Origin of the sequence: Faecalibacterium taiwanense, assembly GCF_036632915.2 — a bacterium.
In the GTDB taxonomy this organism is placed as follows: Bacteria; Bacillota; Clostridia; order Oscillospirales; family Ruminococcaceae; genus Faecalibacterium; species Faecalibacterium taiwanense.
This window is the reverse complement of record NZ_CP155552.1, coordinates 370,359-397,208: the sequence shown is the minus strand read 5'-3', so window position 1 is coordinate 397,208 and position 26,850 is coordinate 370,359. Positions and strand designations below refer to the sequence as shown.

At 60.6% G+C, this 26,850-nt stretch carries 21 protein-coding genes and 2 pseudogenes; 16 read left to right on the top strand and 7 right to left on the bottom strand.

Translation table 11 applies throughout. The features are described 5' to 3' along the window. Window positions 1-25: 25 nt before the first annotated feature. Complete coding sequence (locus PXT33_RS01825) at window positions 26-868, bottom strand: DUF624 domain-containing protein (protein ID WP_005943504.1); 843 nt, start codon at window positions 866-868, stop codon at window positions 26-28. A gap of 220 nt (window positions 869-1,088) precedes the next feature. Between PXT33_RS01825 and PXT33_RS01820 the strand changes: the two genes are divergently transcribed. The 12 genes and pseudogenes from PXT33_RS01820 (at window position 1,089) to PXT33_RS01760 (ending at window position 12,193) form a co-directional block, all read left to right on the top strand. Then, window positions 1,089-1,814, top strand: coding sequence for a 1-acyl-sn-glycerol-3-phosphate acyltransferase (locus tag PXT33_RS01820; RefSeq protein ID WP_154260572.1), 726 nt, complete (start codon window positions 1,089-1,091; stop codon window positions 1,812-1,814). A 25-nt stretch (window positions 1,815-1,839) separates the two neighbouring features. Further along, window positions 1,840-2,592 (top strand): hypothetical protein, encoded by a 753-nt coding sequence (locus PXT33_RS01815; RefSeq protein ID WP_097774641.1) that lies wholly within the window; start codon window positions 1,840-1,842, stop codon window positions 2,590-2,592. Between the two features lie 3 nt (window positions 2,593-2,595). Further along, entirely contained in the window at window positions 2,596-2,775 is a 180-nt protein-coding gene (locus PXT33_RS01810) for a hypothetical protein (RefSeq protein ID WP_005943509.1), read from the top strand. Window positions 2,776-3,078: 303 nt separating this feature from the next. After that, a complete protein-coding gene (locus PXT33_RS01805; RefSeq protein WP_332375837.1) occupies window positions 3,079-4,149 on the top strand; it encodes a prephenate dehydratase domain-containing protein in 1,071 nt (356 codons plus the stop codon). Next, window positions 4,146-5,189 carry a 3-dehydroquinate synthase gene (gene aroB / locus PXT33_RS01800; RefSeq protein ID WP_223388313.1) on the top strand — a complete coding sequence of 348 codons (1,044 nt, stop codon included), beginning with the start codon at window positions 4,146-4,148 and terminating at the stop codon, window positions 5,187-5,189. The genes PXT33_RS01805 and aroB overlap by 4 nt, the downstream gene beginning before the upstream one ends. 3 nt (window positions 5,190-5,192) lie before the next feature. After that, the gene (gene aroC / locus PXT33_RS01795; RefSeq protein WP_332375836.1) at window positions 5,193-6,338 is read left to right on the top strand and encodes a chorismate synthase; all 1,146 of its coding nucleotides are present in this window, start codon (window positions 5,193-5,195) and stop codon (window positions 6,336-6,338) included. 1 nt (window position 6,339) lies between these two features. Further along, a complete protein-coding gene (locus PXT33_RS01790) occupies window positions 6,340-7,602 on the top strand; it encodes a shikimate kinase (RefSeq protein WP_332375835.1) in 1,263 nt (420 codons plus the stop codon). Further along, window positions 7,583-8,047 (top strand): type II 3-dehydroquinate dehydratase, encoded by a 465-nt coding sequence (locus tag PXT33_RS01785; protein WP_097774636.1) that lies wholly within the window; start codon window positions 7,583-7,585, stop codon window positions 8,045-8,047. The genes PXT33_RS01790 and PXT33_RS01785 overlap by 20 nt, the downstream gene beginning before the upstream one ends. Before the next feature lie 21 nt (window positions 8,048-8,068). Beyond that, window positions 8,069-9,085: a 3-deoxy-7-phosphoheptulonate synthase gene (gene aroF / locus PXT33_RS01780; RefSeq protein WP_097776943.1), complete on the top strand. Its 1,017-nt coding sequence runs from the start codon at window positions 8,069-8,071 to the stop codon at window positions 9,083-9,085. A gap of 6 nt (window positions 9,086-9,091) precedes the next feature. Next, window positions 9,092-10,362: pseudogene (gene aroA, locus PXT33_RS01770) on the top strand (3-phosphoshikimate 1-carboxyvinyltransferase). Further along, the gene (locus PXT33_RS01765; RefSeq protein WP_097774633.1) at window positions 10,355-11,218 is read left to right on the top strand and encodes a prephenate dehydrogenase; all 864 of its coding nucleotides are present in this window, start codon (window positions 10,355-10,357) and stop codon (window positions 11,216-11,218) included. Before aroA ends, PXT33_RS01765 begins: the two are co-directional and overlap by 8 nt. A gap of 15 nt (window positions 11,219-11,233) precedes the next feature. Beyond that, a complete protein-coding gene (locus PXT33_RS01760) occupies window positions 11,234-12,193 on the top strand; it encodes a WYL domain-containing transcriptional regulator (protein ID WP_332375832.1) in 960 nt (319 codons plus the stop codon). Window positions 12,194-12,403: 210 nt separating this feature from the next. Here the strand turns inward: PXT33_RS01760 and PXT33_RS01755 are convergent, their stop codons facing one another. Continuing rightward, window positions 12,404-14,449 carry an AAA family ATPase gene (locus PXT33_RS01755; RefSeq protein ID WP_332375831.1) on the bottom strand — a complete coding sequence of 682 codons (2,046 nt, stop codon included), beginning with the start codon at window positions 14,447-14,449 and terminating at the stop codon, window positions 12,404-12,406. A gap of 136 nt (window positions 14,450-14,585) precedes the next feature. On the opposite strand from PXT33_RS01755, the gene pulA reads away from it, so the two are divergent. Further along, window positions 14,586-16,541, top strand: a complete 1,956-nt coding sequence (pulA, locus tag PXT33_RS01750; protein ID WP_332375830.1) for a type I pullulanase — start codon at window positions 14,586-14,588, stop codon at window positions 16,539-16,541. Window positions 16,542-16,591: 50 nt separating this feature from the next. On the opposite strand, the gene PXT33_RS01745 is transcribed toward pulA, so the two are convergent. Then, window positions 16,592-17,983, bottom strand: a complete 1,392-nt coding sequence (locus PXT33_RS01745) for a trypsin-like peptidase domain-containing protein (RefSeq protein ID WP_332375829.1) — start codon at window positions 17,981-17,983, stop codon at window positions 16,592-16,594. A gap of 193 nt (window positions 17,984-18,176) precedes the next feature. Between PXT33_RS01745 and PXT33_RS01740 the strand changes: the two genes are divergently transcribed. The 3 genes from PXT33_RS01740 (at window position 18,177) to PXT33_RS01730 (ending at window position 22,031) form a co-directional block, all read left to right on the top strand. After that, window positions 18,177-19,043: a GNAT family N-acetyltransferase gene (locus PXT33_RS01740; protein ID WP_332375828.1), complete on the top strand. Its 867-nt coding sequence runs from the start codon at window positions 18,177-18,179 to the stop codon at window positions 19,041-19,043. Between the two features lie 257 nt (window positions 19,044-19,300). Continuing rightward, window positions 19,301-20,905, top strand: coding sequence for a peptide chain release factor 3 (locus PXT33_RS01735; protein WP_207698798.1), 1,605 nt, complete (start codon window positions 19,301-19,303; stop codon window positions 20,903-20,905). A 142-nt stretch (window positions 20,906-21,047) separates the two neighbouring features. Then, window positions 21,048-22,031 (top strand): aldo/keto reductase, encoded by a 984-nt coding sequence (locus PXT33_RS01730; RefSeq protein WP_097774628.1) that lies wholly within the window; start codon window positions 21,048-21,050, stop codon window positions 22,029-22,031. 267 nt (window positions 22,032-22,298) lie between these two features. Here the strand turns inward: PXT33_RS01730 and PXT33_RS01725 are convergent, their stop codons facing one another. The 4 genes and pseudogenes from PXT33_RS01725 to asnS form a co-directional block, all read right to left on the bottom strand. After that, window positions 22,299-23,603 carry a M23 family metallopeptidase gene (locus PXT33_RS01725; protein ID WP_332375827.1) on the bottom strand — a complete coding sequence of 435 codons (1,305 nt, stop codon included), beginning with the start codon at window positions 23,601-23,603 and terminating at the stop codon, window positions 22,299-22,301. 89 nt (window positions 23,604-23,692) lie between these two features. Continuing rightward, window positions 23,693-23,896 (bottom strand): hypothetical protein, encoded by a 204-nt coding sequence (locus tag PXT33_RS01720; RefSeq protein WP_044953882.1) that lies wholly within the window; start codon window positions 23,894-23,896, stop codon window positions 23,693-23,695. Between the two features lie 123 nt (window positions 23,897-24,019). After that, complete coding sequence (locus PXT33_RS01715; RefSeq protein ID WP_332375826.1) at window positions 24,020-25,063, bottom strand: A/G-specific adenine glycosylase; 1,044 nt, start codon at window positions 25,061-25,063, stop codon at window positions 24,020-24,022. A 71-nt stretch (window positions 25,064-25,134) separates the two neighbouring features. Next, window positions 25,135-26,522, bottom strand: a pseudogene (gene asnS, locus PXT33_RS01710) (asparagine--tRNA ligase). Between the last annotated feature and the right edge of the window lie 328 nt (window positions 26,523-26,850).

The following is a 26,850-nucleotide window of genomic DNA, read 5'->3' as shown; positions in this document are numbered from 1 at the left end:
ACCTCTCCTTTGCGGAAGTTCAAATTTACTCTTCGGTGTCGTCGGTGCTTTCGCCGTAGTCCTCTTGGAGGGCGGCTTCCAGCTCGGCATCCTTCATTTTGCGGATGCTCTCCTCAATGTGGAACACCTTTTCAATATCGCCGTAGATGATCTGGCAGGATACTTCGGTCACGAACCAGAAGCCGAAGATCAGCATGAGCAGCAGGCCCAGCGGCATGCACAGGATCACCACGCCCCAGAACAGGATCTGCACGATGGCCGCCGCCAGTGCGTGGGGCAGGAACGCGATCATGCAGTTGATGCTGTTTTTCACGGTCAGGCTGAAGGGCTGATCCAGCAGCACCACCTGCGGCCACATGTAGGCGAACAGCATCTGGAAGATGAGCAGGTTCAGCACCGTGGCCACCCACAGCGGCACGCCCACATTGGTGCCCTTGCTCAGCATATTGAAGCAGAAATACACAAGGAAGATCTGTGCCGTGACCACCACACAGTAGAAGATGCCCGGCGCAATGCTGGCCTTGAAGTTGCGCTTGAAGGCACGGCGATAGGTCACCCACCAGTAACCGGCTTCGTCACGCAGGGCACGCAGCACGGTATCGTACATGCCAGCCAGCGCAGGCCCGGCCAGAATGCCGCCTACCACCGCGCTTGCCAGCATGACAGGCAGGCTGTTTGCCAGAAAGCCGATGTACACCAGACAGATCACCGGCAGAAAGCCGATGCAGGCCAGCAGGTTTGCAAGGAACATGCCGTTCATATCACGGCCCACAAGCTCAAAAAAACGGCCCACGCCGGTCTTGCGGGGAGCATCCTTTTCAACGCCCTTACCGGCCTTGAAGTCATTTGCGGAAGGAAATAAACCCATGTTCGTATGGTACCTCTCTCTTCATCCATTGGGCCGGCAGAAAGCATTTCGTGCAGAAAGTGCCATTGTGCTGGCTTTACAACTATAAATATACCCGCATTTTGTCAATTTTGCAAGACCGCAGATCCTCCGATTTGTAAAAAAAGTGTTATTTCTCCCCTTTTTACAAAAAGTGTGATACAATGACAATGGCATATTTTGCCGGAGGGAGGAAAACGCAATGAGCATTTTTCGCACGATTGCGATGTTTATTTACTTATTTGGTTATATGATCGTCCATTATGGCGTGCTGCGCCGGGCGGAACGCGCTCTGGCTGCAGGCGACATGCAGCTGGTGGAAGAGCTCGTCAACAAGCATATCCCGCACTGGAGCCGGGGCATTTTAAAGGTGACCGGCGTTTTCCTGAGCGTGGAGGGCCTTGAGAATATCCCCAAAGATACGGCCTGCGTGTTCGTGGGCAACCACCGCAGCTACTACGACATCCCGCTTTTGCTGGCCAGTCTGGATAAGCCCCACGGCATCCTTGCCAAGGAAGAGCTGGAAAAGATCCCGCTGCTGAACCGCTGGATGAAGCTACTGGGCTGCGTGTTCGTGCAGCGCGACGACCTGCGGGCATCCGTGCGCGCCCTGAACGATGCCACTGCCATTGTGGAGAGCGGCAAGAGCTTCGTCATTTTCCCGGAGGGCACCCGCTACAAGGGAGAAGAGGGCGGTGCCGGTGAGTTCAAGGCCGGTGCATTCCGCATTGCCGTCAAGACCGGCGCACCGGTGGTTCCGGTGGCCATTACCGGTGCACGTGCCCTGTTTGAGAACAATGGCAACCTGTGCCATCCGGGCAGCGTGCATATCAAGGTGCTGCCGCCCATCCGGACTGCAGGCATGAGCAAGGCCGAGCAGAAGCAGCTGCCGGACGCTGTGCGTCAGGCCATTCTGGCACAGCTGTAAATCAGAACTTGGAGGAAACTGCCCCATGGCAAGCTACCGTTACGAACGCGATATTGACCCCAAAGACCTCCAGCCCCGCAAACAGCGCCAGTACACCCGCAAGGAACGCTGGGCCAACTGGTGGGATTATAACCTCAAGTGGGTCATCATCATCGGCATCATCGTGGTGTTCTTCGGTTACAACTTCATCGGGCAGTATTTCTTTACCGTCCATGCAGACTATAACGTGGCCGTTGTGGCACCCCACTACCTGCCGGAAGCCACCCAGACCGCCCTGCAGGACGCCCTTGCCGCCTACGGCGAAGACCGGAACGGCGACGGCAAGGTGGTGGTAAAGCTGAACCTCTACACCATGGACTTTGGCAACGAGGACTCGGACGCCTACCTTGACATGGCAGGCACCACCAAGCTTTCCACCGACATTCAGGGCGCGCTGAGTTCCATCTTCATCCTGTACGACCCAGCCGGGTTCCAGCAGACCACCGGCACCCTGCGCTACCTCGACGGCAGCCTGCCGCAGTCCGACGCAGACAGTGACTGGTGGAACATGGTCTACCGCTGGACCGACTGCCCGGTGCTGGCGGGCCTTGATCTGGGCGATTACGCTTCTGATGCTGTGCAGAGCGAAAGCGGCTCCAGTCAGGAGCTGATGAGCCGGTACTATATCGGTATCCGCGGCGCATGGAACAAGGACTCCGCCGACCTGCTTGAGGGCGGCGAAGAACTGTGGAACAAGCTGACCGCCGGGGCTGTTTCCACTGCCAGTGCAGAGGGCTGAGCCATGCGGTTCCGGGTAAAGCGCGGCGGGCCTGCCGCCGGGTTCACATTTGACCGCACAGCAAAGCCGGTGCAAAGGCCGGAGCCGGAAAAGCCGGTCTCCCTTGCACAGGCGCTGGATAATCCCTATGGGAGATATTACGGCAAAGCAAGGAGCCGGGAAGAGCTGCTGAAAAACAGATAATATGCAAATAGAACTCCCCCAGTCGCCTTCGGCGACAGCCCCCTCGGGGATGGGGCCTTTGGCAGAACCGGAAACTTTTCCGCTTTGTCAAAGGCTCCCTCTTTGAGGGAGCTGGCAAACCCGCAAGGGTTTGACTGAGGGAGTTCGTTTTCTATTTTGTTCTTTTTACACATATCTGATTTGAAATATTCTCCCCTTTGAAACGCCGGAGGTTTTGTTGTTTCTCCGTCCCAGTTATGGTATACTTACTGGGTATCTATTATCTTGATGGTATTTATCATACATACAAAAGGATGTGAACCCATGGACGCACTGGAACAGGCACGCGCCGAGATCGACATGGTGGATGCCCAGCTGGCTGCGCTGTTTGAACGGCGGATGGCCGCCGTGCTGCAGGTGGCCGAATACAAAAGAGCCCATGGCCTGCCCGTTTACGATGCCGCCCGCGAGACGGCAGTGCTGGAAAAGGCTGCGGCCCGCATTCAGGACCCGGCCCTGCGGCCCTACTATAAAGACCACGTGCAGAACCTGATGGACGTGGCAAAGCAGTACGAAGCCGTGGTGCTGAGCCAAAACCGCGCCGCCTATCAGGGCGTGGAAGGCGCTTTTGCCCACATTGCCCTCCGGGCGCTGTTCCCCCACGCCGAGGCTGTGAGCTATCCCACCTGGGACGAGGTGTTTGACGCGGTGGAACGCGGCGATGCTGCCCGGGGCGTCGTTCCCTTTGAGAACAGCCATGCGGGCGATGTTTCCGCCGTGCTGGATCTGTGCTATAACCATCCGGCGCTGTGGGTGGTGGATGTGTACGATCTGCCCATCTCCCAGAATCTTCTGGTGCTGCCGGGCACAAAGCTCGACCAGATCAAAAGCGTCTACAGCCACCAGCAGGCCATCGCCCAAAGCGAGACCTTTTTAAGGCAGTTCGGCCTGCCCGCCACCGCCATGGCCAACACCGCCATGGCCGCAAAGTTCGTGGCCGAAAGCGGCGACTCCTCCAAAGCGGCCATTGCAAGCGTGGAGACGGCGGCACTGTACGGGCTGGAGGTGCTGGTGCCCAGCATCAACACCGACGGCGACAACACCACCCGCTTTATCGTGCTCAGCCGCGAAAAGCCTACCGGCGGCAACCGGTTCTCGCTGCTGTTCACGGTGGACAATAAGCCCGGCAAGCTGGGCGAGGTGATCCAGATCATCGGTGCCAGCGGCTTCAATATGGAGTCCATCAAGAGCCGGCCCATGCCTCATGTGCCGTTTGAATATTATTTTTACGTGGAGCTGGTGGGCGACCCCACCGCCGACGAGACCGCCGCGCTGCTGCGTGAGCTTGACCGCACCTGCCGTACCGTGCGGCTGTTAGGAGTGTATACCAAATGAGTGAATTTATCGGAACCAAGCTGACCATGAATCTGGGCGAGCGCAGCTATGACATCATCGTCAAGAGCGGCTCGCTGGAAAACCTGTACCAGTTCGCCCGGCTGGACCGCCGTGTGGCCGTTGTGACCGACAGTGGTGTGCCCGCACAGTACGCCCAGATGGTGGCCGATCAGTGCAAGGATGCCCACATCATCACGGTGCCGCAGGGCGAAGCCAGCAAGAGCTTTAAAATTCTGGAATCCGTGCTGCGCCAGATGCTGGAATTCGGCATGGGCCGCGGCGATCTGGTGATCGCCGTGGGCGGCGGCGTGGTGGGCGATCTGGCCGGTTTTGCCGCTTCCATCTACATGCGGGGCATCGACTTCATCAACTGCCCCACCACCACCCTTTCCATGATCGATTCCTCCATCGGCGGCAAGACCGCCGTGGATCTGGGCGATACCAAAAACATCGTGGGCGCTTTCTGGCAGCCCAAGCTCGTCATCGTGGATCCGGACACCCTTGCCACCCTGCCCCGCCGCCACTTCATCAACGGTCTGGCAGAAGCCGTCAAGGCAAGCCTGCTGGCAGACCCCGAGCTGTTCGCGATCTTTGAAAATGGCGACGTGGATGCCCAGATCGGCGAGATCATCTGCCGCAGCCTGCGGTTCAAGAAGAACATCGTGGAGCAGGACGAGACTGAGCAGGGCATGCGCAAGGCGCTCAACTTCGGCCACACCATCGGCCACGGCATCGAGGCCGTCAAGGGCATCAAGGGCCGCCGCACCGTGGGCCTTTACCACGGCGAGTGCGTGGCGCTGGGCATGCTGCCCATGATCGAATCCAAGGCACTGCAGAAGCGGGTGCGCGCGGTGTACCGCCGCCTCGGCCTGCCCACCCGCACTACTTATGATAAGGAAAAGGTGCTGGCTGAAATGCTGCACGACAAAAAGGCACAGAGCGGCCAGATCACCATTATCAAGGTGCCGGGTCTGGGCTGCTGGCGCGCCGAGACCATCCCGGTGGAGGGCCTGCGTCCCCTGCTGGGCATTGAGGAGTAAGCCATGAAAAATACATTCGGCAGCGACCTTTCGCTGACCATTTTCGGCGAGAGCCATGGCCGCGCCATCGGCGCGGTGTTGGACGGCATGGCCGCAGGCCTGCCGGTGGACGAGACTTTTCTCGCCGCCTGCATGGACAAGCGCCGTGCCCGGGGCGACGGCCTGTCCACTCCCCGCGTGGAAGCGGATACCGTGCAGCTGCTGTCCGGCGTGGTGAACGGCCGCACCACCGGCACCGCCATTGCCCTGATGATCGAAAATACCAACACCCGCAGCGGCGATTACGCCAAAACCGCAGACCTTCTGCGCCCCGGCCATGCAGACTACACCGCCTACGCCAAGTACCACGGCTTTCAGGATGCGCGCGGCGGCGGGCACTTCTCCGGCCGGGTGACGGCCGCCCTTGTGGCGGGCGGTGCCATTGTGCTGAGCGCACTGCACCGTGCGGGCATCGACATCACCACCCATATCGCAGAGTGCGCTGGCATTGCGGACACCCGCTTTGCACAGGATGATGCCGCACAGCTCTCTGCCCAGGTGGAAGCCCTTGCCAGCAAGCCCGAGGGCTTTGCGGTGCTGGATGAAACCGTAGAAGAACCCATGAAAGCCGCCATCCGTGCCGCCGGTGCGGAGGGCGACAGCGTGGGCGGGATGCTGGAAACCGCCGTCCTCGGCCTGCCGGCAGGCATCGGTGAGCCCTATTTTGACAGCGTGGAAAGCGAGATCGCACATCTGGTGTTCTCCGTCCCCGCCGTCAAGGGCATCGAGTTCGGCACCGGCTTCGGCTTTGCCGGGATGCGCGGCTCCGAAGCAAACGACGCCTTCCGCATGACACCGGAGGGTGCGGTGGTGACCGCCACCAACCACAATGCGGGCATCAACGGCGGCATCGCCAACGGGATGCCGGTGGTGTTCCGCACCGTGGTCAAACCCACACCCAGCATCTACAAGCAGCAGGATACAGTAGACTATCTTGCCAAAAAGGACGCACAGCTGTCCATTCAGGGCCGTCACGACCCCTGCATCGTGCCCAGAGCCGCCATCGTGCAGACCTGCGCCGCCGCACTGGCTGTGGGCGACCTGCTCACGGCACGCTACGGCGCGGCATGGATGACCCACCCCACCAGCTTCCGGAAGGAGGACGAGTAAAATGGAATACGGACTCATCGGCGCAAAACTCGGCCACTCCTACTCCAAGATCATCCACGAGATGCTCTGCGGCTACCACTACGACCTGTGCCCTCTGCCCACCGAGGAAGAGGCCCGGGCCTTTCTGGCAAAGCGGCAGTTCAAGGCCATCAATGTGACCATTCCCTATAAAAAGCTGGTGATGGAATACTGCTCCTACATCGACCCGCGGGCCAAGGCCATCGGAGCAGTGAACACGGTGGTGAACAAAAACGGCCTGCTCTACGGCTATAACACCGATTATATGGGCTTTTCCCACCTGTGCGACGCCCACGGCGTGAGCTTTGCAGGCAAAACGGTGGTTATTCTGGGCACCGGCGGCACCCACAACACCACCAGCGCTGTGGCCCGGGACAAGGGTGCGGCAAAGGTGCTCACCGTCAGCCGCCATCCGGACCCGGAAAAGGGCGAGCTGAGTTATGCCGAGGCCGTTTCCAGTGGGGCACAGATCGTGGTCAACACCACCCCGGCGGGCATGTACCCGAATGTGGGGGTGTGCAATCTGGACGTTGCCGCCATGCCGGGCCTTGAAGCTGTGGTGGATGTGGTGTACAACCCCGACAAGACCGAGCTCATCCTCCGCGCCGAGGAAGCGGGCGTGCCGGTGGCTGTGGGCGGCCTTGAAATGCTGGTGGCGCAGGCGGTGTACGCCGCAGAATATTTTCTGGACCGCAAGTTCGAGGATGCGCCGGTTGAAATTCGGCGCATCACCGCCGCACTGCGCCGGGATATGCTGAACATTGCCCTGATCGGGATGCCCTCTTCCGGCAAGACCACCCTCGGCAGGATGCTGGCAAAGAGCCTTGGCCGTACCTTTGTGGACCTCGACGAGGAGATCGTAAAGACCGACGGCCGCAGCATCCCGGATATCTTTGCAGCCGAGGGCGAGGACGGCTTCCGCACAAAGGAAACTGCCGAAACACAGCGCTTTGGCAAAGAGGGCCGGCAGCTCATTTCCTGCGGCGGCGGCATTGTAAAAAAGCCGGAGAATCTGCGTGCTCTGCACCAGAACGGCATCATTCTGTTCATCGACCGGCCGGTGGATGCGCTGGCCGTGGGCGGCGGCAGGCCGCTTTCTTCCAGCATGGACGCACTGCGCCAGATGGAAGCACAGCGCCGTCCGCTGTATCTGGCAGCGGCAGATGCCGTCATTCCCAACAACGGCACGCTGGACAATGCCCTGCATGCCGCCATGGAGGCACTGGATGAAATTTTTGATTCTTAACGGCCCGAACCTCAACATCATGCGCTGGTCGGAGCCGGGCGTACCCGGTGAGCTGGATTATAACGCCATCATGGACTATGTGCAGGCAGGCTGCGAACAGCTGGGCATTGAGACCGACTGCTGCCAGTCCAACCACGAGGGCGACCTCGTGGACGAAATTCAGGCCGCAGCGGGCCGGGTGGACGGCATCGTGCTGAACCCTGGTGCCTACGCCCACTACAGCGTGGCCATTCTGGATGCGCTGCGCCTGTGCGGCGTACCCGCCGTGGAAGTGATGCTGCACGCCCCGGACGAGCGGGAGCCTTTCCGCAAGACGGACGTGGTATCCTTCGGCTGTCAGGGCCATTTTATCGGCGAAGGCCCGCAGGGCTACCTGCACGCCTGCATTTATCTGGCCCAGCTGCTGCGCACCGACGGCTCCAGCAAGGCGCATATCGTGATGTAAAAACGAAAGGAAATTATCACTATGATCATCTCCACCAAAAAAGGGACTCCGAAGGATGAACTGGAAAAGATCGTTGACAAATTCGAGAAGCAGGGTCTGGACGTGACCCTGATCACCGGCAAGAACTACAACGTGTTCGGCCTTGTGGGCGACACCACCAAGATCGACGAACGGGATGTGCTGGCAAACCCGTGGATCGACAACGTCACCCGCGTGTCCGCGCCCTATAAGCGTGCAAACCGCCTGTTCCACCCGGCAGATTCCGTGATCGACTGCGGCGGCGTGAAGATCGGCGGCAAGGAAAAGATCGCCGTCATGGCAGGCCCCTGCAGCATCGAGGGCGCAGAGCAGGCTCTGCGCATTGCACAGGGCGTGAAGGCCGGCGGTGCCACCCTGTTCCGCGGCGGTGCCTACAAGCCCCGCACCTCTCCCTACTCCTTCCAGGGCCTTGAGACCGAGGGCATTCTGGATATGGTAAAGGCCCGCGAGGCCACCGGCATGCCCATCGTCTCCGAGCTGATGAGCGAGGACCGCATCCCCGAGTTTGAGGAGTACGTGGACGTGGTGCAGATCGGTGCCCGCAACATGCAGAACTTCCAGCTGCTCAAGGCCGTTGGCAAGATGCACAAGCCCGTGCTGCTCAAGCGCGGCCTGTGCAACACCATTGAGGAGTGGATCATGAGCGCCGAGTATATCATGGCCGGCGGCAACGAGCAGGTCATCCTGTGCGAGCGCGGCATCCGTACCTTCGAGAAGTACACCCGCAACACCCTCGATCTCTCTGCAGTGCCCATCATCCACGAAAAGACCCACCTGCCCATCATCGTGGACCCCAGCCACGCCACCGGCAAGGCCAATCTGGTCGAGCCCATGATGATTGCCGCTGTGGCCGCCGGTGCCGACGGTCTGGAAGTGGAGGTCCACTACGACCCGCAGCACGCATGGAGCGACGGCGCACAGTGCCTGACCCCGGATTCCTTCGCACAGGCCATGGCAAAGTGCCGTCAGGTGGCATGGGCCATTGGCCGCGATATGTAACGGCCTATGCTGGTAACGATTCAGAACGCGCGTTCCGTGGGCGGCACCATCACTGCCCCACCCAGCAAGAGCATGGCCCACCGTGCTGTGCTCTGCGCGGCACTGGCCGAGGGCCGCAGCCACATCACGAACCTCGAATTCAGCAAGGACATCTCTGCCACGCTGGGCGCAGCGGCACAGCTGTGTGCCCGTGTGCGTACCGGCGCAGACGACGCTGTGGTGGAAGGGCTGGGGCATTTTGTGCCCTTGCCGCGCCGGTGGACTGCTGCGAGAGCGGCAGCACCCTGCGCTTTCTCATCCCCATCGCCAGCCTGACCGGACAGGCAGTTTCCTTCACCGGCCGCGGGCGGCTGATGGAGCGGCCTCAGTCGGTGTATGAAGCTCTGTACCGGGAGCAGGGCCTGCGGTTTGAGCAGAGCGCTGCCGGGCTGACCGTGGAAGGGGCACTGACCCCCGGCGAATACTGCCTTGCAGGCAATGTATCCAGCCAGTTCATCAGCGGGCTGCTGTTTGCTCTGCCGCTGCTTTCCGGCAACAGCACGCTGCACCTCATCCCGCCGGTGGAGAGCCGCAGCTACATCGATATGACCCGCTCTGTGCAGGCAGCCTTCGGTGTGCAGAGCCATTGGCTGGACGAAAACACTCTTGCCATCCCGGGCGGGCAGCACTATCACCCCTGCGATTACACCGTGGAGGGCGATTACAGTCAGGCCGCGTTCCCGGCGGTGCTGGGTGCAGTGTGCGGCGACGTGACCATCACCGGCCTTGCCCCGGAAACGCTGCAGGGCGATGCCGCCATTCTGGATATCCTGCGCCGGTGCGGCGCGGTGTTTACCCGCACGGCAGAGGGCATCTCTTTTGAAAAGGCCCCCCTGCACGGGGTGGACATCGACCTTGCGGACTGCCCGGACCTTGGCCCTGTGCTCATGGTGCTGGGCCTGCTGTGCGAAGGCACTACAGTCATCCGCAACGCAGAGCGTTTACGCCTGAAGGAGAGTGACCGCATCGCTGCCATGGAGGCCGAGCTGCGTGCCTGCGGCGGCGTGCTGGAAAGCGAGGGCGGCACCATTACGGTGCACGGCTGCGCGAACAGGCTGCACGCTCCGGCGGGTGTTCTGCATGGGCACAATGACCACCGTGTGGTCATGAGCCTTGCGGTGCTGGCCCTGAGTACGGGCATCCCCCTGACCGTGGACGATGCCGAAGCCATCACAAAAAGCTGGCCGAATTTCTTTGAAGCCATCAAGCCCTTGGGCGCGGAGGTGGAATATGCTTGATAAAACAAAACGTTATCTCGTGGTGGGCCTTGGCCTGCTGGGCGGCAAATACGCGCTGGAACTGACGAAAGCCGGTTTCCATGTGGACGGCATCAACCGCAGCGAAGGGCATTTGCAGTACGCGCTAGAGCACGGCTATATCGCCAGCGGCAAGACCCACGATTTTGAGGACCTTGTGAGCAGCGCCGACCACATCATCTTTGGTCTGTACCCCACGGCCCTCATCGAGTGGTTCCGCACCTACGGCCATCTGCTCAAGCCCGGCTGCATCTTTACCGATGTTTCCGGCGTAAAGACCGGCCTTGTGGAGCCGGTGCAGGCCATGTGCCCGGCGGGCGTGGAGTTCATTGCCAGCCACCCGATGGCAGGCCGTGAGACTTCCAGCGTGGAGCACGCCGCCGAGGTGAACTTTGCCCCGGCCAACTTCATCATCACCCCCACGGAAAAGAACACGCCCGAAGCCATCCAGTGGGCAAAGGACCTGGCCGAAGTGCTGGGCTTCCACCACATCTGCACCCTGACGGTGCAGGAGCACGACAAGATGATCGGCTATGTGAGCCAGCTGTGCCATGCCATCGCCGTGAGCCTGATGTGCGCCAACGATAACTCTTCGCTGTGCGAGTACACCGGCGACTCCTTCCGTGACCTGACCCGCATTGCACGCATCAACGATAAAATGTGGGCAGAGCTGTTTTTGTGGAACAAGGAAAACCTCATCAGCGAGATCGACCAGTTCGATGCTGCGCTGCAGCAGATGCGCGCTGCCCTTGTGGCCGACGACCGGAACAAGCTGGAAGAGATGTTCCGTCTTTCCACCCAGCGCCGCGCGGCGTTCGACAAAAAACTGCCCGAATAAACCGGAGGTGCTCCCATGCCCAAGCAGGAAGGCCAGAAATCCAAGCTTTTGACCCTTTTGCGCATTCTGGAACAAAAGACCGACGAAGAACACCTGCTCAATGTACCGCAGCTGGTAGAGCTGCTGGAACAGCAGGACATTCTTGCCGAGCGCAAAAGCATCTACAGCGATATCGACACCCTGCGCAGTCTGGGGTATGACATCCAGCTGCGGCGCGGGCGCGGCGGCGGCTACTGGCTGGCCAGCCGCACCTTTGAGCTTTCTGAGCTGAAGCTGCTGGTGGATGCCGTACAGGCCAGCAAGGTTGTGTCGGCACGCACCAGCAGTAAACTCATCCATAAACTGGAAGCCCTCTGCTCCGACTACGAGGGCACCCAGCTGCAGCGTCAGGTGTACGTGGATGGCCGCCCCAAAAGCGACAGCCACACCCTGCTTTACAGCATCGATGCGCTGCACAGCGCCATCAATGCGGGCAGAATGGTGCGGTTCCGCTACAAGGACGGCGGCACCCGCACCGTCAGCCCGTGGCAGCTGGCATGGGAAAACGGCTGCTACTACCTTATCGCTTATCAGGACGAGAAAGAGCCTGCGGGCATCCGCAACTACCGCGTGGACCGCATGTCTTCCGTGACGGTGCTGGGCGATGCCCGCCGGGGCAAGGCCGAGTTCCGCCAGTTCGACCTGCCCGCCTATCTGCGCAAGCACTTCAACATGTTCGGCGGGCCGGAGCACCAGGTCACCCTGCGCTGCACCGCCGACCTGGAAAGCGCCATGCGCGACCGTTTTGGCAAAGCACCGGTCTTTGTTCCGGAAGAAGACGGCACCCACTTCCACTTTGATGTGCCGGTATGCGTCAGCCCCCAGTTCTACGGCTGGGTGTGCGGCTTTGGCGGCAAGGTGGAAGTAATGGCTCCCGCCGAGGTGCGGCAGGGCCTGCGGGAAATAGCCAAAACGCTGGCGAAACTGCATAAATAAAACAAGGGGCTACTGCTATTCCGCGCAGTGGTCCCTTGTTTTTAACTTCCTCGCCCTCTCAGTCACCTTCGGTGACAGCTCCCCCAGAGTGGGAGCCTTTGGCAGTCCACGCAGACTTCATCTTTATGCCAAGGCCTCTCCCTTTGGGAGAGGTGGCATTGCGTAAGCAATGACGGAGAGGGCGAGGTTGCTTTTCTTTTTACTGATTTTTTATTCTTCAAATTCCAGATCGCTGGGCAAAATCAGGTCCAGCTCGGCGGCAGGTTCTGCCACAAGGCGGCGGCTCTGGTGGAAGATGGCCTTTTCCAGCGTGTTGCGGGCAAGACGGCCGTTGCCGGCGGTGCGGCTGTCCAGCGCCTGACGGCGCTTGTAGTAGCCCAAAAGCGGGAAGGTACAGCCCTCGGCAAGGCGGTAGCCCTTGCCCTTTGCCAGCACGTTGGTGATGTCCAGCAGCTCGTCTGCCGTGTAATCCGGGAACTCGATCTTGTTGGGGAAGCGGCTGGCAAGACCGCTGTTGGCGGTAAGGAACACCTCCATCTCCCGGGTGTAGCCCGCCAGAACGACCACCAGCTCGTCCCGGTGATCCTCCATGCCCTTCACAAGGGTGTCGATGGCTTCGAGACCAAAGCTGTCCTGTTCGCCGCGGTAGAGGCTGTAGGCTTCATCGATAAACAGCACACCGCCGAGGGCACTCTCGATGACGCTATTGGTCAGCGGGGCGGTGTGGCCGGTGTAGCGGCCCACAAGGTCAGCGCGGGTCACTTCCACCAGCTGGCCGCCCTTCAGCGCGCCGATGGCCTTGAGGTACTTTGCCACCAGCCGGGCAATGGTGGTCTTGCCGGTGCCCGGGTTGCCGGTGAAGATCATGTGCATGGAAAGGCTGGCGGTCTTGAAGCCTGCCGCCGCGCGGCGCTGCTGCACCTGCAGGTTATCCGCCAGACCGAACACATACTCCTTGACCGCCCCAAGGCCCACAAGGCCGTTGAGTTCGGCGCGGATTTCATCTACAGCGCCCGTGTACTCGGCAGGCAGCAGGGCAGACAGCTCCTGCTCGGGCTGGTCGTTCAGGCAAAACCATACGCCCTCCGGCTTTGCGGTCAGGGTGACGGTGCCGGTAAGCTTTGCATCGGTCTGCAGGCAGTATTCGCTCAGGGCGCGGAACATTTTATCGCAGCATTCCGCAAGGCCCGCCGCACCCTTTTCCTTAGAGCACTGGGCGGCTACATAGTCCCGCACATCGGCCCCGGCAGAGAGGGTCAGGCCAAGGCGTGCGCTCACCTTCTGGGCCAGCGCATTCAGCTGCTGCGCCGCCAGCGCTGCAAGGTCCCCGCGGGCAAAGGCGCTGGTCTCGCACACATCGCCCACCGCCGCCACAAAGGGCGCACCGAACTTATCTGCCAGCACGTCCCGGCCCTTGCGGGAAAAGAAGATGAGGTACTTGCCGCAGGGCGTGATACTGCTCACAGCGCCCGGTGCCAGCGCCGTGCCTGCATCCACAAGGATGCCCTCCTTGTTCACAAGATACCGGCTGGAAAGCGGTGCGCTGCCCTTCACAGCAAGGTCTGCAAGGGTCTTGAGGAAGGCCGCATGGCAGCTCTCGTAATGCTCAAAAATCACGATCTCCCCGGGGGCGTGCAGGGCCGCATACAGATCCTGCAAAAACAGCTTTTCCGCACCGGAATTGGGGTAGAGGGCAAGGTCCACCACCGCGGTTTTGTCGCTCTGCAAAAGGCCCCGCGCCGCCATGATGCGGGCGGTCTCTGCCAGCGCAAAATGCCGCCCCGTACCGGCTCCGCCGCACAGCAGGATCACATTGCGTGCTGCCGGGCGCTCGGTGCCCAGCACAAAGGGCCGGCGCATGGCGCGCACCACGCTGTCCACAAAGGCATCCTGCCCGAGAACGGTCTTTTTCACCTCGGCGGCAAGGCCCTCAAAGCTGCCAAGGTGCTCTGCGGTCACATCGGCAGTGCCCTTGGCAAGCAGGCCGTCCGCTTCCATATCCCGCAGCATCTGGCGGCTGTCCTCCAGAGCAGACTGCACCGCAGTGTCCTGCGTTTTCAGCTGGGCGTTCTGTTTTTTGAGCAGGGCATCCAGCTGCTTCTGGTTTTCCAGCAGAGCAGCGTTCAGGTCCGGCACGGCTGAGGTCCCGGATTTCTGTGGCTTTGCCTCCGGCTGGGCGGTGCCGCCAAAGCGCGGCCTGCCCCCTGCACCGAACACACCGTTCATAAGGTTTTCCCAATCGTCGGTATATGCCATGGTTTGCCCTCCGTTTTTGTCGTTTTCTTCCAGTATAGTGTACCCGGACAGGTTTTGCAATTCCCTCTTGCAAAAAAGACCGCCGGTGTTTACACTTATATCTGATAGGAAATCTGCAAGAAGGAATGAAGAAACTATGACCGTCAAAACGCCCGCCGAACTGAAAACGCTGTACGAGAGCATCTCCTTTGACCTTCAAACCACCTACACCGGCCCGCTGGGGCAGGAATATGCTGTTTCCGGCACCCATCTGCGCCTGTGGGCACCCACGGCGCAGAGGGTGGAGGTCAGCCTTTACCGCAAAGGCAGCGGCGGTGAGCCCATAGGCACTCTGCCGCTGGAGCGGGGGCAGCAGGGGGTGTGGAGCATCTATCTGCCCGGCGACCAGCACGGACGATACTATACCTATACGGTCACGGTGGATGGCATTTCGCGCCAGACCGGCGACCCCTATGCCCGGGCGGCAGGCGTGAACGGCACCCGCAGCATGATCGTAGATCTTGCCCGCATCGCCCCCTCCGGGTGGGAGCATGATGTGCGTCCGGTCATCCCGCCGGAGCAGCGCGCGGTGTGGGAGGTGAGCGTGCGCGACTTCTCGCAGGACGCTGCCAGCGGCGTGCGCCCGGCATGGCGGGGCAAGTTCATGGCCTTTACCCAGCAGGGCACCACCCTGCATGGGGACGGCATCCACCCCACCTGCCTGAATTATTTAAAGCGGCTTGGCGTGAAGTATGTGCAGCTGATGCCCATTTTCGACTTTGGCAGCGTGGACGAGGCAAAGCCGCTGCTGCGGCAGTACAACTGGGGCTATGACCCCACCAACTACAATGTGCCCGAAGGCAGCTATTCCACCGACCCCACCCGCGGCGAGGTGCGCATCCGGGAGTGCAGGGAAATGATCGCAGCCCTGCACGCGGCAGGCATCGGCGTGGTGATGGACGTGGTGTATAACCACATGTATCGCAATGAAAACCCGCTGAACGATACCGTGCCCTGCTACTTTTTCCGCCAGAACGAGGACGGCAGCTTTTCCAACGGCAGCGGCTGCGGCAACGAATTTGCCAGCGAGCGGCCCATGGCCCGGCGGTATATGATCGATTCCATCCTCTACTGGGCGCAGGAATACCACATCGACGGCTTCCGGTTCGACCTGATGGGTCTGTACGACGTGGAGACCATCAACGCGGTGCGCGCCGCGCTGGATACGCTGCCCGGCGGGCGGGATATCCTGATGTACGGCGAGCAGTGGCAGGGCGGCGGCAGCCAGCTGCACCGATACGAGGCCAACAAGGCGAATCTGGCCATGCTGAACGAGCGCATCGGCATCTTCTGCGACGACACCCGCGACACCATCAAGGGCGGCTGCTTCAACGCCCGGGAGCCGGGCTATGTGGAGGGCAAGCCCGGCAGCTTCTGGGACATCGGCGGCGCGGTGGCGGCATGGTGCCGCAGCGACCGTCTGCCGCCCCACGCGCCCAGCCAGATCGTGAGCTATGTTTCCGCCCACGACAACTTCACCCTGTGGGACAAGCTGCTTTTGGTCCGGTACGAAAAGCCGGAGTTCACAGCGGCAGACAGCACAGCCCTTGCCCAGAATCGGCTGGCGGCGGGCATTTACCTGACCAGCTTCGGCCTGCCTTTCCTGCAGGCGGGCGAGGAGTTTGCCCGCACCAAAAAAGGGAAGGGCAACAGCTACCGCTCCTCGCCTGCGCTGAACCGGCTGGACTGGGAGCGGGCCGAAAAATATCATGCACTGGTGGACTACTACCGCGGCCTGCTGGCTCTGCGGGCAAGGTTTCCGCGGCTTTCCAGCACCGACCCCCACGCGCCGGATGCCCTGTACTTTTTCTCACTGGAGCAGCCGCTGGTGGGCTGGCAGCTGCCCGCCCAGTGGGGCGACGGCGCAGCATGGCAGGCGCTGTGCGTGTTCTATAACCCCACCGAGACCAGCAAGGTCGTGCCGCTGCCGGTTGGGCGCTGGCAGATGCTGAGCGACGGCATCTCGTCCAGCCTGTGGCGCGGCCCGGCAAGGGTGTACGAGCACGAGGCCGTACTGATGCCTTACAGCGCTACTATCTTCGGACAGATATAAAAAACAGGAGCGGATGGAAAATTCTCATCCGCTCCTGTTTTCTATTTTGTTCAGCTGTTGGAAGCCGTCTTTTCGCCCAGCGTCACATTGACCGTCTGCATCTGGCCTTCACGCGCAATGGTGATGGAAAGCGTATCGCCTGCTGCGTGCTTCTGCATCAGGGTGCCAAGGTCGTCCTTGGAGGCGATCTCGGTGCCGTCCACGCTCACGATGCGGTCACCGGCCTGCAGGCCTGCCTTTTCGGCAGGGCCGCCCTTGACCACCTCCACAACGTAAACGCCGTAGGCATTCACGCCCAGTTGAGAAGCAGTCTGTGCGTCGGTCACGGCCAGATAGGTGATGCCCAAATAAGGCCGTCCGGTCACATAGCCGTTCTCCAGCAGTTCCTGTGCCACCTTGATGGCATCGTTGATGGGGATGGCAAAGCCCAGGCCCTCTGCGTCGCTGGAAGAGGATTTTGCATTCACAATGCCGACCAGCTCACCGTTCATATTGAACAGGCCGCCGCCGGAGTTGCCGGGGCTGACCGAAGCATCCATCTGGATCAGGGACATGGTGTTCACAGAGCTGCTGCCCTGAATGGTGACGCTGCGGTTCAAAGCGCTGATCATGCCGCCGGTGACGGTGCCGCCCAGCTCACCCAGCGGGTTGCCCACAGCCATCACGCTCTGGCCCACCTTCAGGCTGTCGCTGTTGCCCACGGTGGCGGGGGTCAGGCCGTCAGCATCGATCTTGATGACCGCGATATCGCTGGTGGTATCTTCGCCCACGAGGGTGGCGGTGTAGTCCTTGTCACCAATGGTAACGGTGATGGTGGAGGCGCCGTCCACCACATGTGCACAGGTGAGGATGTAGCCGTCCGAGCTGATGATCACGCCGCTGCCGGCACCGCTCTCCACCTGATTCTGTCCGTACCACGACCACTGAGAGTAGACCACCTGCTCCGTAGTGATGACCACCACGCTGGGGCTGACCAGATCAGCCACCTGTTCAGTGGTCAGGCTGCTGCCGCTGCTGGATGCTGCGGTGATGGAACTATCCGAACCGGATGCACTGTCGGCCGTGGAGGAAGGTGCCACCTGCTGAATGACCACCTTGCCGCTGCCGCCAAACTTTGCCCCCACAAAGCCGCCCGCAAAGCCCATGGCTGCGGCCAGCACCAGCGCCACGGCGCTGCGTGCAACGTGCTTGCCGTTGAACTTTTTCTTCTTTTTAGGGGGCTGCGCGTCCTGCGGCTGTACCGGATGTACCGGCGGCGTTGCACCGCCTGCGCCGTTGTCTGTCTGCGGGGCGGTGTAAGCGGCTTCCGGTTCCGGCTGCGGGTCGTTGTACTGGTTGGCGGTGTTCATGCCGCTGCTGCCCACATTGGGATAACCGGTATCTCCGCTTTCGTTTTTATCCTGAGAGGAATAATCATATTCCCATTTGTTCTCATTGTCCATGCTGATACTTCCTTTCCGTAAGGGATACGTCCACAGGAGCCCTGTTCCTTTGAACTGCTCCTATTGTAACCGTCAATTGTGAAAATCAATCGCGCGCGCCGTGAAGAAACTGTGAAAAAAGACGCACTTTCCGCCCTTGACAGAGGCCTTTGCGCTTGCTATTGTAAAAGCGTAAATTCAGGAGGAACACACCATGGAACTGCACCGCACCGACGAGGGCTTTGCCCTCTATAAGGAAAAAACACAGATCGGCTTCTGCGCGCTCACGCCCGCCGCAAAGGGGGCTGCCATCACCGCGTTTGGCATCGAACCGCAGTGGCGGCGCAAAGGCTACGGCTCCTATCTATTAAAAGAAACTTTGCGCGCCTACGCCGGATACGACCGCGAAAAGGCTACCGTATTTACCGCCCCGCTGCCCGCCGATGCCGCAGAGCTTGCGTTCTGGGCAAAGTTCGGCTTTGCGGCAGAAGGCAGGCAGCTGGTGCGCCGCCGCACGCCGGACCTGACCGCCGTCAAGTTCGTGCAGGACTTTCTGGCCGCGCGGCTGGCACAGCCGCGCCTTTGCATCGATGCCACCTGCGGCAACGGCGGCGACACAGCCTTTCTGTGCGGCATCACCGCGCCGGAAGGAAAAGTAATCGGCTTTGATGTGCAGGAAGCTGCCATTGCATCCACCCGGAAGCATCTGGAGCAGCTGGGCGTGCCCGCCGCCCGGTATGAGCTGCACTGCCAAAGCCACGCAGACCTTTTACAGGTTGTGCAGCCCGGCACGGCAGATGCGGTGATGTTCAACTTTGGCTGGCTGCCCGGGGCCGACCACGCAGTGTTCTCCACCGCGCAGAGCAGCATCCCCGCCCTGCAGGCGGCTTTGGAAGCCGTGCGCCCCGGCGGCGTGGTGAGCGCCATCCTCTACAGCGGGCAGGTCATCGGCACGGATGAAAAGCAGACGGTGCTGGAATATCTCCGGGCACTTCCGCTCAAAAGTTTTACCGTTCTGGTGTGTGATTTTGCCAACTGGGCCGAAACCGCCCCTCTGCCCTGCATCATCCTGAAAAAATAACGAAAACACTTGCATTATGGAGCGTTTTCGGATAAAATAGGGTACGTATGTGTAAAAACGAACTCCTTCAGTCTCGCATTCGCTCGACAGCTCCCTCTGGGAGGGAGCCTTTGACGCTGCGGGAAGGCAAAAGCCTCCCTCCATGAGAAAGACTTCCCCGGCCGGGGAAGATGTCACGCAAGTGACAAAAGGGGGAACAGTGGCATCGCGGAGCGATGACGGAAGGAGTTTTATCCGTATAGGAGAAATACTAGTTTATGACAAATCGTGAAGAAATCGAGCGCCGCCGGACGTTTGCGATCATCAGCCATCCCGACGCCGGTAAGACCACTCTGACCGAAAAGCTGCTGCTGTACGGCGGAGCCATCAATCAGGCAGGCTCCGTCAAGGGCAAGCAGAGCGCAAAGCACGCCGTGTCCGACTGGATGGACATTGAGAAGCAGCGCGGTATTTCCGTCACCTCCTCTGTCCTGCAGTTCAACTACGCGGGCAAGTGCGTGAACATTCTGGACACCCCGGGCCATCAGGACTTCTCGGAGGATACCTACCGCACCCTGATGGCGGCAGACTCTGCCGTCATGGTCATCGATGCCGCAAAGGGCGTGGAGGCACAGACCATCAAGCTGTTCAAGGTGTGCACCCTGCGCCACATCCCCATCTTTACCTTCGTCAACAAGATGGACCGCGAAGCCCGCGACCCCTTTGAGCTGATGGAGAACATTGAGGAGATTTTGGGCATCAAGACCTACCCCATGAACTGGCCCATCGGCTGCGGCAAGGAGTTCAAGGGCGTGTTCGACCGCAACACCCGCAAGGTGCTGGCATTTTCCAGCGACGGCCGCGCCAACGGCGTGAAGAAGGTGGATGAGACCGAGGCCGAGCTGGGCGATCCCGCACTGGACGAGCTGCTCACCCCGTATCTGCACCAGCAGCTGGTGGATGAGATCGAGCTGTTGGACGGCGCTGCCGAGGAATTTGACCTCGACAAAGTGCTGCGCGGCGAGCTGAGCCCCGTGTTCTTTGGTTCCGCTCTGACCAACTTCGGCGTGGAGCCTTTTCTGGAGAACTTCCTGCGGCTCACCCCCACCCCGCTGGCCCGCGTGGACAGCCTGACCGGCGAGACCGTGGACCCCTGCCGCGACGAGTTCTCTGCCTTCATCTTTAAAATTCAGGCCAACATGAACAAGGCCCACCGCGACCGCATCGCTTTTATGCGCATCTGCTCCGGCAAGTTCGAGCGCGGCATGGAGGCCTTCCATGTGCAGGAGGGCAAGAACATCAAGCTGGCCACCGGCACCCAGCTGATGGCGCAGGACCGCGCCATCGTGGACGAAGCCTACGCCGGCGACATCATTGGCCTGTTCGACCCGGGCATCTTCTCCATCGGCGACACCTTGTGCACCGGCAAAAAGAAGGTCCAGTTCGCAGGCATCCCCACCTTCTCGCCGGAGCACTTTGCCCGCATTGAGCAGAAGGACACCATGAAGCGCAAGCAGTTCGTGAAGGGTATGGAGCAGATCGCGCAGGAGGGCGCCATCCAGATCTTCCGCGAAGTGGGCGGCGGCATGGAAGAAGTGGTGGTCGGCGTGGTCGGCGTGCTGCAGCTGGAAGTGCTGGAGTACCGCCTGAACACCGAGTACAACGTGGAGATCCGGATGCAGCAGCTGCCCTTTGAACAGCTGCGCTGGGTGCAGAACGACCCCGACACCTACAACCTGCGGGATCTGGACCTGACCAGCGACACCAAGGCCGTGGAGGATATGAAGGGCAACCGCCTGCTGCTGTTCACCTCCGACTGGGCGGTGCGCTGGGCTGAGACCCACAACGAAACGCTGAAACTGAGCGAGTTCGGCAATATCTGAGTTGAAAGAGAGCTGCGGTGCGGGAATGTCCCGCAGCTGCGGCTCTTTTTTCATAAAGCACAAAAAATACAACGAAGAATGCTAGCTGCGGAATGAGATGCTCCCATTGCGGGGAACACTGCTGGCATGGAGGGTAAAGTATATGCAGAATATCAATATTGGCAAAAGCGGCATTCAGGTGCCATTTCTCGGCATGGGCACCTGGGCCATCGGCGGCGGTGCATGGTGGGGCGATAACGACGACAGCCTTTCCGTCAAGGCCATCCAGACTGCTGTGGAGCAAGGCATCCAGTGGATCGACACCGCGCCCATCTACGGCCTGTACCATAGCGAGACCGTGGTGGGCGAAGCCATGAAGCACATCGACCGCGACAAGGTGGTGCTTTCCACCAAGTGCGGTCTGGAGTGGCGGCATGAAACACCGGTGCTGCACAAGGTCGTGGACGGCACCACCGTTTACCGCGACCTTTCTGCAAAGAGCATCATCGAGGATGTGGAGGACAGCCTGCGCCGCCTGCACACCGATCATCTGGATGTGCTGTACACCCACTGGCAGACCCCCGATTTCGGCATCTACCCGCTGGAAGAGACGGTGGAAGCCATGATGAAGCTGAAGGAGCAGGGCAAGATCCGTGCCATCGGTGCATCCAACGTCACTGCAGACATCATCCGCGGCTACTGCAAGTACGGCCAGCTGGATGTCATTCAGGAAAAGTACAGTCTGCTGACCCGCCGTGTGGAAAAGCAGCTGCTGCCCACCTGCAGGGAGCTGGGCGTTTCGGTGCAGGCATACTCTCCGCTGGAGCAGGGCCTGCTGACCGGCAAGGTGACCATGGAAACCACCTATCCCGAGGGCAGCACCCGCAACTCCAACCCCAGCTTCCAGCCCGCCCGCCGGGCACAGGCGCTGGACATGCTGGCAAAGTGGGGCGACCTGACCGAGAAATACGACTGCTCTCTGGCACAGCTGGTGATCGCCCTGACCGCCCGCATGATCCCCGGCCTGCATGTGCTGTGCGGTGCCCGCACTCCGCAGCAGGTGATGGACAACGCCGGTGCGCTGAACATCAAACTGGACGGTGCCGATGCCGTCCGCATGAAGTGGGACGTGGATGCCATTTCCTGATGGTTTGACCATTTGAATGGCCTCCGCTTCGCTCTGGCCGTATTTAGAGGAATTCTTCTTTTATGTTTGGGTCCTGAAAAGCCTGCGGGCTTTTCAGGACCCTTTTTCACGCAAAAGATCGAAACCGGCAGATGATGCCGGTTTTCTTTATGACTCTTTCTGTGAAAATGCAATGCCGGACAGCCCGCAGGCCGTCCGGCATTGCTCTTATAAAAATAAAAATTCCGCTGTTTATGGCCAGCGCAAAGCGGAGGCCATTTAAAATCGTCAGCTGTTCTCCTTCCAGAACAATCCGCCGCTGGTCTGGAACAGCATCCACGGGTTCACGCTCTTGCTGCCAAGCTTGAAGTCCATGGTCAGCTCCTCACCCAGCACACCCACAGCCTGCCCCTTTTCCACCGTCTGCCCGGCAGAGACGGAAAGAGTCTGCAGCCCGTACAGGTAGCTGCGCATCCCGCAGCCATGGTCGATGACCACCGTGTTGCCGGTAAGGGCCAGCTCTGCGGCCAGCACCACCACGCCGTTTGCCGGGGCGCGGCAGGGCTCGCCGGGAATGGTATAAAGCTTTGTGGAGTTGGAACGACTGCCCTGCCTGCCGTTGACCACCCTGACCTGACCGTAATCCACAAGGGTGGTGTAGCTTTCCACCGGGTTCACAAAGCCGCCCTGCCACATTTTTTCCCGCGCGGGCGCTTCGTACAGGCCCCAGACTGCATTGCGGAACTGGGTGTTTGCCGCATCCGATGCATCCGGTTCCGGCTCCGCATCCGCCGTGCCAAAATCCTTGGGCAGCACGATGATGCTGCGGGTGATGGTCTCGCCGTTCACGGTAATGTTCACCTCATGCCCGCCGGAGGAAGCGTTGTATGCCGCCGGGATGTAGGCCCTCCAGCCATCGGCTGCACGCACGCACTGCACATTGCCAAGGTCGGTCTCCACAGTGGGTGCTGCATCGCCGGTCATGCCGGAGATGCGCAGGCCCACAATGCCGCCCTGCTCCACCCGCTCGGCGGAAAGTTCCACCTCCGCGCTGGCCTGCAGGGTGAACCGGAAGGCATAACGATACCAGCCGGTGGGCTTTGCGGGCTTTTCCAGCCCCAGATTTTTGCGCACTGAGCCGGTGCTGCCGCCCTCAAATTGGGTGGCCATGCCGCCCTCCGGCACCCGCCAGACTGATAGCTCTGCCTTATATTCGCCGTTAGCCGGGAACAAAAAGCTTTGATAATCGCTCACACTGCCCACAAATACAATGCTGCCATAGGCGTTCTGGATGGTGAGGGTGGTGTAGCTGGCCCAGTCCGGCAGGGTGATGGCCGGGTGGGCCGTGTACAGCGTGCCCAGCTTCTGCACCGTAAGGGTGGCGGGGCTGGCAAACACCTTATCGAGCTTTCCGCCGATGAGCGGCACCTGCCAGCACCAGCCGTTGGGTTCCAGCGCTTCGGTGCCAAACTGCGCGGTGCTGTCCGGGCAGCCGCCCTCGGTGGTAAAGGCATAGCTCACGCCCATCACCGCGCCCAGAAAGATGCCTACGCCCAGCACCACACCCACGAGCCAGAGCAGAAAACGCTTCATGATACACTCCTTCTATGTAGCAAAAAGGGCGCACCGGCACAGCCTTTTGCAGACTGCCGGTGCGCCCGAAGGTTTACGGTTCGTGTTTTTTATTCTGCAGCATCCTCTGCAGGGGCAGCCTCTTCGGCAGCAGCCTCCGGCTCTACCGTTGCAGCATCGTCCTCGCCGAACAGCAGACGCTCGTACTCGTCCAGCTCCTTCTCACGGCGGTGCAGGTAAACAGCAACAGCAGCAAGGGCACCGGCAACAGCGGCCAGAACAGTGATCACAGCGACCAGACAAGATTTCTTCATAGGTTCAATACACTCCTTTTTTCGTTGAAACGATGTTTCAGCTTTCATTCCAGTGCTTGTTGGCTTTTATTATACCCGTTCCTGTCAAAAATTACAACCATTCAGGTCAAAAAGGCCAAAATTTCATACCATAAGCTTCTTATATGACTTAAACGCACCGGGCAGGGTATACTCCGCCTGCAAAGCTTCCCGGCTGGCCCAGACGCAGCCTGCCGGAGCATCTTGGGCGGGCACATGCAGCAGGATGCCGTTCATATGCCACTCGATGTGGCTGAAGATGTGCTTTGCAGCGGGCAGCGCTTCCGGCGCGGCGGTGCCGGTATCCAGCCCCATGGCCTGCAGGCGGGCAAGGACCTCTCCGGCTGCGAGGGCTTCACCCTCCCACAGTACCGGCTGCCACAGCCCGGCAAGCAGGCCCTTTTGGGGCCGCTGCTGCAAAAGGAAACCTGCCGGGCTTTCCAGCAGGGCCAGCGTCACAGGCTGCAGTCTGCGGGGCTTGGGCGCTGCTTTGCGGGGCAGCTCCAATGCAGTGCCCGCAGCACGGGCGGCGCACAGGTGGGCGAGCGGGCATTTTTCGCACAGGGGCGCACCGTTCGGCACGCAGACCAGCGCTCCCAGCTCCATAAGGGCCTGATTGTAGTCGCCGGGCGCATCCGGCGGCTGGTGCTCCATCACGCGGGCGGTGAACGCTTTTTTCACTGCCGGTTCCGTGACGGCAGCGGGGTCGTTGTACAAACGGGAGAACACCCGCAGTACATTGCCGTCCACGGCGGGCACCGGGATACCGAAGCTGATGGACGCAACGGCTCCCGCCGTGTAGTCCCCGATGCCGGGCAGGGCCCGCAGGGCATCATAGTTGGCGGGCAGCTGTCCGCCGTACTGCTCGCAGACGATGCGTGCAGCCTTTTGCAGGTTGCGCACCCGGCTGTAGTAGCCAAGACCCTCCCAGAGCTTGTGCAGCTTTTCCTCTTCGCAGGCGGCAAGGGCCGGAATGTCCGGCAGGGCGGCGAGAAAGCGTTCGTAGTAGGGCAGTGCCGCCGAGACCCGGGTCTGCTGCAGCATGATCTCGCTGAGCCACACATGGTAGGGGCTGGGGTCGGTGCGGAAGGGCAGGATGCGGTGGTTTTTGTAAAACCAGTCCAGCAGGGCAGGAGAGATATTTTCCACTTGTTTTGTGCTCCTTATCAAAAAACGGGCCGCCGCAAGGTGCAGCAGCCCGGTAAAAGTATGCGCGCTTATCAGAAGCCGTATGCAGTGCGGGGAAGGGCAGCACGTCACGGATGTTCTGGATGCCCGTGAGGTACATGATCATGCGCTCGAAGCCCAAGCCGTAGCCGGCGTGCTCCACGCCGCCGAACTTGCGCAGGTTCAGGTACCAATCGTAGTTGGTCTTGTCCATGCCCAGCTCGTCCATGCGGGCCACCAGCTTGTCGTAGTTCTCTTCACGCTGGCTGCCGCCGATCAGCTCACCGATGCCGGGCACCAGCATATCTGCGGCTGCCACGGTCTTGCCGTCCGGGTTCTGCTTCATGTAGAAGCTCTTGATCTCCTTCGGGTAGTCGGTGACGAACACAGGCTTCTTGAACACCACCTCGGTCAGGTAGCGCTCGTGCTCGGTCTGGATGTCCACGCCCCACTCCACAGGGAACTGGAACTTCTTGTTGTTCTTCTTCAGGATCTCGATGGCCTCGGTGTAGCTGATGCGGCCAAACTCGCTGTTTGCCACCAGCTCCAGACGCTCGATGAGGCCCTTGTCGATGAACTGGTTGAAGAAGGCCATTTCATCCGGGCAGTTGTCCAGCACGTAGCGGATGACGTACTTGGTCATGGCCTCGGCGGTGTCCATGTAGCCGTTCAGGTCGCAGAAGGCCATCTCCGGCTCGATCATCCAGAACTCAGCGGCGTGACGGGTGGTAAAGCTCTTCTCGGCACGGAAGGTGGGGCCGAAGGTGTACACCTTGCCGAATGCCATAGCCATGGCCTCGGCTTCCAGCTGGCCGGAAACGGTCAGGTTGACCGGCTTCTCGAAGAAGTCCTGCGTGTAATCCACGGTGCCGTCCTCGTTCTTGGGCACATTCTCAAGGTCGAGGGTGGTCACGCGGAACATCTCGCCTGCGCCCTCACAGTCGGAAGAGGTGAGCAGCGGGGAGTGAGAGTAAACGAAGCCGTTCTCCTGGAAGAACTTGTGGATGGCGTAGGCAGCGGCGCTGCGCACGCGGAAAGCGGCGTTGAAGGTGTTGGTGCGGGGGCGCAGGGTGGGCATGGTGCGCAGATATTCCATGCTCATCTTCTTTTTCTGCAGCGGATACTCGTCCGCCGGGCAGTCGCCCAGGATCTCCACACTGTCGGCATTCAGCTCAAAGGGCTGCTTTGCCTGCGGGGTGAGCACCAGCTTGCCCTTGACGCGCAGGCTGCTGTACAGACCGGTGTGGATCACCTCATCGTAGTTTGCCAGCTTGCCTGCTTCCAGCACGACCTGCAGGGTCTTGAAGCAGCCGCCGTCCGACAGGGCGATGAAGCCGATGTTCTTGGAGTCGCGGATGTTCTTTGCCCAGCCGCAGACGGTGATCTCGGTGCCGTCGGCGGGGGTGTTTTTGAACAGCGAAACGATCTCAGTGCGTTCCATAGTGTTTGTTCTCCCTTTCGATATAAAATGAAAAAGACAGCTTTGTTCTCCCTGAAAGTTCAGGGCGAACAAGCTGTCTTGTAATGTCCGCGGTGCCACCTGAATTACCGGAAGTGTCCGGTCGCTCACGCGCTCAATAAAAGCGCTGCCCCTGTAACGCGGGGCCTGCGGCGCACCTACTAATGGCAGCTGCCATGTTCAGTTTGCTGCTCCCGGGTGTTCGTTCACGCGGCGTGCGGGCGCGGCTCTCAGCTGTGCCGCACTCTCTGGGCCGGACGGCCCGCGCTACTTTTCCCGATCTTTGCATTTGACTTTTAAAAAATAGCAC

Bases quoted from the DNA above. Each gene is read 5' to 3' on its own strand.
- PXT33_RS01825 (WP_005943504.1), bottom strand. From the start codon at position 868: ATGGGTTTATTTCCTTCCGCAAATGACTTCAAGGCCGGTAAGGGCGTT.
- PXT33_RS01820 (WP_154260572.1), top strand. From the start codon at position 1,089: ATGAGCATTTTTCGCACGATTGCGATGTTTATTTACTTATTTGGTTAT.
- PXT33_RS01815 (WP_097774641.1), top strand. From the start codon at position 1,840: ATGGCAAGCTACCGTTACGAACGCGATATTGACCCCAAAGACCTCCAG.
- PXT33_RS01810 (WP_005943509.1), top strand. From the start codon at position 2,596: ATGCGGTTCCGGGTAAAGCGCGGCGGGCCTGCCGCCGGGTTCACATTT.
- PXT33_RS01805 (WP_332375837.1), top strand. From the start codon at position 3,079: ATGGACGCACTGGAACAGGCACGCGCCGAGATCGACATGGTGGATGCC.
- aroB (WP_223388313.1), top strand. From the start codon at position 4,146: ATGAGTGAATTTATCGGAACCAAGCTGACCATGAATCTGGGCGAGCGC.
- aroC (WP_332375836.1), top strand. From the start codon at position 5,193: ATGAAAAATACATTCGGCAGCGACCTTTCGCTGACCATTTTCGGCGAG.
- PXT33_RS01790 (WP_332375835.1), top strand. From the start codon at position 6,340: ATGGAATACGGACTCATCGGCGCAAAACTCGGCCACTCCTACTCCAAG.
- PXT33_RS01785 (WP_097774636.1), top strand. From the start codon at position 7,583: ATGAAATTTTTGATTCTTAACGGCCCGAACCTCAACATCATGCGCTGG.
- aroF (WP_097776943.1), top strand. From the start codon at position 8,069: ATGATCATCTCCACCAAAAAAGGGACTCCGAAGGATGAACTGGAAAAG.
- PXT33_RS01765 (WP_097774633.1), top strand. From the start codon at position 10,355: ATGCTTGATAAAACAAAACGTTATCTCGTGGTGGGCCTTGGCCTGCTG.
- PXT33_RS01760 (WP_332375832.1), top strand. From the start codon at position 11,234: ATGCCCAAGCAGGAAGGCCAGAAATCCAAGCTTTTGACCCTTTTGCGC.
- PXT33_RS01755 (WP_332375831.1), bottom strand. From the start codon at position 14,449: ATGGCATATACCGACGATTGGGAAAACCTTATGAACGGTGTGTTCGGT.
- pulA (WP_332375830.1), top strand. From the start codon at position 14,586: ATGACCGTCAAAACGCCCGCCGAACTGAAAACGCTGTACGAGAGCATC.
- PXT33_RS01745 (WP_332375829.1), bottom strand. From the start codon at position 17,983: ATGGACAATGAGAACAAATGGGAATATGATTATTCCTCTCAGGATAAA.
- PXT33_RS01740 (WP_332375828.1), top strand. From the start codon at position 18,177: ATGGAACTGCACCGCACCGACGAGGGCTTTGCCCTCTATAAGGAAAAA.
- PXT33_RS01735 (WP_207698798.1), top strand. From the start codon at position 19,301: ATGACAAATCGTGAAGAAATCGAGCGCCGCCGGACGTTTGCGATCATC.
- PXT33_RS01730 (WP_097774628.1), top strand. From the start codon at position 21,048: ATGCAGAATATCAATATTGGCAAAAGCGGCATTCAGGTGCCATTTCTC.
- PXT33_RS01725 (WP_332375827.1), bottom strand. From the start codon at position 23,603: ATGAAGCGTTTTCTGCTCTGGCTCGTGGGTGTGGTGCTGGGCGTAGGC.
- PXT33_RS01720 (WP_044953882.1), bottom strand. From the start codon at position 23,896: ATGAAGAAATCTTGTCTGGTCGCTGTGATCACTGTTCTGGCCGCTGTT.